A 5437-nucleotide genomic window follows, 5' to 3' on the forward strand; every position below is an offset into this window, starting at 1 on the left:
CGCTGATGACGTCACGGAGCTCCTCATCGACTACAACGAGAAGTTCAAGAACGCCGATCCGACCATGTTCCGTGACACGCTCATCGAGCAGGTCCTCTCGGTCATCATCAGCAAGACGAAGCCCAACGTTCTGTTGGTGGGTTCCGCCGGCGTCGGCAAGACCAAGATCGTCGAGGATATCGCGCGGCGCATCGCGCTCGGCGACATCCTCATTCCCGACCAGCTCAAGGATCACACGATCTACGAACTGCCCATCGCCAACATCATCGCCGGGACCGGCTTTGTCGGCGCGCTGGAGGAGAAGGTCAAGGCGATCGTCGAGTTCGCCTCGGATCCCCAGAACAAAGCCATCCTGTTCATGGATGAGATCCACCAGATCACCGGCGGTTCCAGCAGCCACGGCGATTCGACCGGCCGCAAGATCTCGCAGATCCTCAAGCCGGCCCTGGCCCGGGGTGACATGTCCGTCATCGGTGCGACCACCAGCACGGAGTCCCGGGCCTTCGACGAAGACCCTGCCTTTGCCCGCCGCTTCACCCGGCTCATCGTCGACGAGCTGAGCATGGAGCAGACGCTGGCCGTGTTGACCACGGTCCGCCCCGGTCTGATAGCGCACTACCGTCATCAGATCGGAGTCTCCGACGATGTCCTGACCTCGGTAGTGCAGATCGCCGAAACGAACTCGAGAGCAGGCCAGCACCGCCCGGACAACGCCATCACCCTGCTCGACCGGGCGATGGCCGATCGGGTCCTGGAGCAGAAAAGGCTCATCGTTCAGGCCGAGAACGCCGGCGACACAGCACTTGCACAGTCCCTGCGGTCCATCCCCCAGGTGCCGCTGACGAGCACCCGTGTGCTCGATGTCGCCAAACGCCTAATGACCGGAAACGTCCAGCGCAAGGACCTCGACGTCGCCGCGCTGAGTGCCACGCTCATCAGCCGCCTGCAGGGCCAGGACGACGTACTCGGCAAGCTCACGGACCGTCTGGCCCGCGAAGAGCTCAACCTGTTCCCGACAAGGACGCCCACGACCTGGCTGTTCGCCGGGGCCTCAGGTGTGGGTAAGACCGAAGCGGTCAAACTCATCGCCAAGGAGACGACCAACACCGAGCCGATCATTCTGAACATGACCGAATACCACAACCCGTGGTCGACGTCGAAGATCATCGGCGCGCCCCCCGGCTACATCGGATCGGACTCCAACCGGGAGCTCCCGTTCGACACGCTGGAATCCAACCCCCACCGGGTGATCCTGCTCGACGAGTTCGAGAAGGCCGACGAGGCCGTGCAGCGTCTGTTCCTCTCTGCGTTCGACGAGGGCTATATCCGCAATTCCCACGGCAAGATGCTGGACTTCTCCAAGGCTCTGGTCATCTGCACGACCAACGCTGCCCGTGATTCGTTCGACGGCAAGATGATCGGCTTCGGCAACAACCCGAAGACCATCTCCAACCAAAGCCTCAACAAGACCCTGGAGCAGTTCTTCGACGCCGAACTGCTGGGCCGGTTCTCGCTGGTCGTGGGGTTCAACCCCATCGACCGGCAGACCTACCGGCAGATCATGGCCGCCGACTACGCGCGGCAGCGTGAACGGATCGTCGAAGCCAAGCCCAGGCTGGCCAAGGCACTGCCTGTTTCGATGCCCGACGACGAACTGCGCGCCATCGAGGAAGCCACCTACGTGGACTCCCAGGGTGCGCGGCCGGCGCGCAAGGCTGTCCGCATCTGGATCGAGGACCACCTGCTCGTCGCCCAGAGCGGCAGCACAGCCGCAGCATTTCCGTCGGACGACTGAGCAGCGGCCTGCTCCCCCTTTGTGAACCTGATGAGGACCGTAGCTCCATAACCCGCATGATTTAAGGAGGCTGAACACATGTGAAGGAAAAGAGATCGAGACGCGCCTTGCTCGCCGACTCCGTCCAGGATGCGGAGGAGCGCTACCTCCGGGACGGGGAGGAGACGAGCAGCAAGTCCCTCGACAGCCAAGCATCGACTCTGTCAAGCGGCTGGAGGGACTGCCCCCCGCCTGACAGCCGCATCTTCTGCTAACTCTGGCCCCTGTCACCTCTGTAGCGACGAGAGCCGCCCCCAGGAGCAGTCCGGCATCCCTTTATGGTCCGCCCGGTCACCGGTCCGCCCGGCCGGTACGGCCCGCGACCCCTGAAGGAGGCCCCGCCTGTGCCCGAGCGCACCCTGTCGCTGCCCGGCAGTACCGACCAGTTCGTGCTCACCGAGCGCCCCGCCCCCACCCTTACCGACCGCTACCGGCCTCTGCCCGACGGCATGGACCGTGCCCACCTCGCCGTCGTCCCCGCCCACCAAGTAGGTGCTGGCGATGTCGTCGCCGCGTTTTTCACCGACGGCCCCGGCATCCGCTACACCGAGCATGTTCCCGAGGCATTCACCGCGCACCCGAGCGACTCCGGCAACTGCCCCGCAGAGTGCGGGGCGTGTGAGGACATCCTCCCCCACGGCGCCATCACAGACCGGTACGTGCGCCTGGCCCCCGCCGACGACGCCGCAGACTGCGTCGTCGTCTTCCGCAACATCCCCGTCGCCATCATCCGAGCCGACATCGCCGCCTCTTTCCCGCCCCTTGGCACCGCCCCGCTCCTGCCCGACCTGTTCGCCCTCGACGACGGTGAACACGGCCCGTATGAGGCGCTGCCCGTTCCCCGCACCTGGGGCCCGTGGCAGGCCATCAGCATCACCCGGGCCACAGCCGAGCAACTCGCAGCCGACCTGCCACACACGCCCGTCGGCCGCTACCTCGCCTGCGACTGGCTGCACGACACGCTGCTCATCGCCTCCGATCCCCGTCTGCGAGCCGACCCCGGCCGCCCGGGCCGCCTTATCCGGCCCGGCACCGACGACCGCTACCGAATCGGCGGCCTGTCGGCCTGGCAGGAATGGTCGCCGTCCCGCTGCCCCGACTACAGGGCCGGAGCCGGTCGACGCTGAGGGGGAGAGGGGCTGGCGCTGCACAGCGGCCGACTGCGCCCGGCGCATCTACGGCACCGGAGATCTGGACCACGACGTTGACCTCCCGCCCTACACCGGGACCGACGACGACGGCGCCACGATCGTCTATCACGGCACCAGCGAGATCCACATCGAGACAACCACCGAACTGGTGCTCAGGACGGCCCTGACGGGAACGGATCAGACACCGAGTGAGAACTTCCCGGTGCAGGAGAAGCGTGGCGACCGCGCACCAGCGCCGGCCCGCCCCTCGTACCTGCTTCTGCGCGGGCCGCTGAGGTCCGGCCGACCAGTAGAGGCTGCGGGGTTTGACCCGCCCGTGTCAGTGTCGGTGGGGCCGGAAGGACGTTCCTGTACCGCCCCCCTTGCAGCCGAGCCCCGGCCACCACCGCAGTTGCCCTCCGCCCGGTTTCCGTCTCCGTCCGGCGCCCCCGCCCGTGCTGTACGGGGCCCGATGCTCACCGCCCCTGGCCCCACCGCGCAACCGGCCCGGAGCGGACGTACCAGGCCGGTTGCTGTGCTGTGCCCAACCTTGCACAGAGCCCTGCCGCACCTTCACACGACCAAAGGACCCAGACTATGACTACTCGCCGGCCCGCCCCCTCGGCCGGAAGGTTCCTGCTCAACGCCCTCAGCCGCGCGGGCATCCGCGCCTGCATAGACAAGGACTCCTTGGGTAACCACATCGCTGTCCCTGTCGGTGACCAAGGCTGGATCACGATCTCCGGCGTCGGTGCCCGGGAGAGCGAGATCGGCTACCACCCGAACAAGCACCAGGGCTGGGGAGCCACCTACTTGTCCGACACCGTAGAAGACGACAGCACCTTCTACGAGTCCGCCAACTCCGACATCACCAGTGACACCGCCCTCTTAGTACTTGCAGGCCCGCATGCCCCGACCGATTCGGCCGGGTACTGCGGCGGACATCGCCCTCCTGGGGGGCTGACCGCGAGAGATCACGGCCCACCGGGACGGCGACGAGGGTTCCTGGCCGGCCATCGCTCGGAATCAGACCACCGATGCCCTCCCCGGTACGGGCAGGCCCTGCGCGCGGCTCTACCTCTCCACCCCCTCGCCGACGACATGACGGTGGACCGCGTGCCCAGAAGGGGCTGGGACTAGTGAGATGTGAGATCACCAGCGTCGCACGGCGTCTGGTCACCCGACCCCTGGATCAGAGTGCCGACTGTGCCGAGGCCGTCGACGATGTCCGCCGCACCCACACCAACAACCTCAGCGAACTGAATGACTCACGATGACAAGCACACCGCAGCGCGACAATCTCACGGCCGGCGGGCCCAGTACAGGTGCCCGCCCCCTCCCGTCCGGCGCGGCTTCTTCGCTGGAACTGCCGGCCTGGATCGCCGACCTGCACGGCAGGTTCGGGGACGGCTATACCCCGGACGACATCCGGACCGCTTTCGGCCGCATCTATGGCAAGGGAGGCCCCTACCTGGTCTGCGTGTGGGACTACGCCGACGCCTACAGGTTCGGCGGAAACTCCGTGTTCTACGCCGAGGACGAGGACGGCGACCTCTTCGAGGTCGAGTCCGACGTCCACCGGTGGCTCAGTGGCCAGCAGGAGACGCCCGGCCCAGTAAGCACCTGGGTATGTGCGCCCGTCGCCGAGCCGACCGACTACCCGGTCAGCGACAACTCCCACAACTATGCCCGGACCGACCGGACCGACGGCTAACCGGTGCCAGTCCGATGGGGAGCGGGGCCGGAATCCCGCACACCGAAGACCTCACCCCCAAGGGCCCTCTACCTCGTGAGTGTGGGAATCAACAAGCTCACGTTGCTGCAACTGAGACACTCCAACGCCGTGAAGAAACCGGCAAAGCAAGTGCCTCCGTCACGGCCGAGCCGACCAGGGGCAACAGCGGCTCGACCGACTACCCGGGTACCGCCCCCTGACCACTTGGCGCGACGGCGCCCCCGAGCAACTCACCCAGATGCGCTTGCTGGCCGGGCAACTGGCCTCCGCGAACACCACCGTCACCGCGGCCGAGTAACGACAGGCTGCTCCCCGCCGCCTCGCCCTGCCCACGGCCCCTCTCATCGCCCTGTGTACCCGGCCTGCTTGCCGGTTCTGCTGCGCCATGGTCCACAGCTCCGCCTCTTCCCCCCCGTAAGGGAGAACAGCCATGTCCACCACGCTCCCCGAGCCCCTCCTCCAGGAGCAGCGGAAGCGAGCCCGGGAACTCGCCGCCGCGGCCCGAGCGACCCTCACCGCTCATGTCCGGAGCACCGATGAACTGCGCGAACTGGGCCTCATGCTTGGCCTGGTAGAGGCCGATCCCGCCGGGTCCCTCGTCGTGGCCTGCCCCTGGGATCTCGATGACGGCAATGTTGCCGCCCATGGCCCCGACCGACGCTCGGGATCTTTTGAGAAATGAGCCGAGCCGCCGCTGATAAACGACCGCGCGCCTGGGCAGCGCGCGGTGTCCGGGGT

Annotated in this window: 4 protein-coding genes; all 4 read left to right on the forward strand. The window is 66.9% G+C overall.

The window, feature by feature from the left end; genetic code table 11:
• Positions 1 to 1795: AAA family ATPase (locus ACFU99_RS31595; protein ID WP_384398540.1), on the forward strand; the 1795-nt coding region annotated here is incomplete at its 5' end.
• A 383-nt stretch (positions 1796 to 2178) separates the two neighbouring features.
• The gene (locus ACFU99_RS31600) at positions 2179 to 2961 is read left to right on the forward strand and encodes a hypothetical protein (RefSeq protein ID WP_384398541.1); all 783 of its coding nucleotides are present in this window, start codon (positions 2179 to 2181) and stop codon (positions 2959 to 2961) included.
• A 1276-nt stretch (positions 2962 to 4237) separates the two neighbouring features.
• Complete coding sequence (locus tag ACFU99_RS31605) at positions 4238 to 4678, forward strand: hypothetical protein (RefSeq protein ID WP_384398543.1); 441 nt, start codon at positions 4238 to 4240, stop codon at positions 4676 to 4678.
• A 451-nt stretch (positions 4679 to 5129) separates the two neighbouring features.
• A complete protein-coding gene (locus ACFU99_RS31610; protein WP_384398545.1) occupies positions 5130 to 5381 on the forward strand; it encodes a hypothetical protein in 252 nt (83 codons plus the stop codon).
• Positions 5382 to 5437: the final 56 nt, after the last annotated feature.

It is taken from the genome of Streptomyces sp. NPDC057654, from assembly GCF_042800135.1.
Lineage (GTDB): Bacteria > Actinomycetota > Actinomycetes > Streptomycetales > Streptomycetaceae > Streptomyces.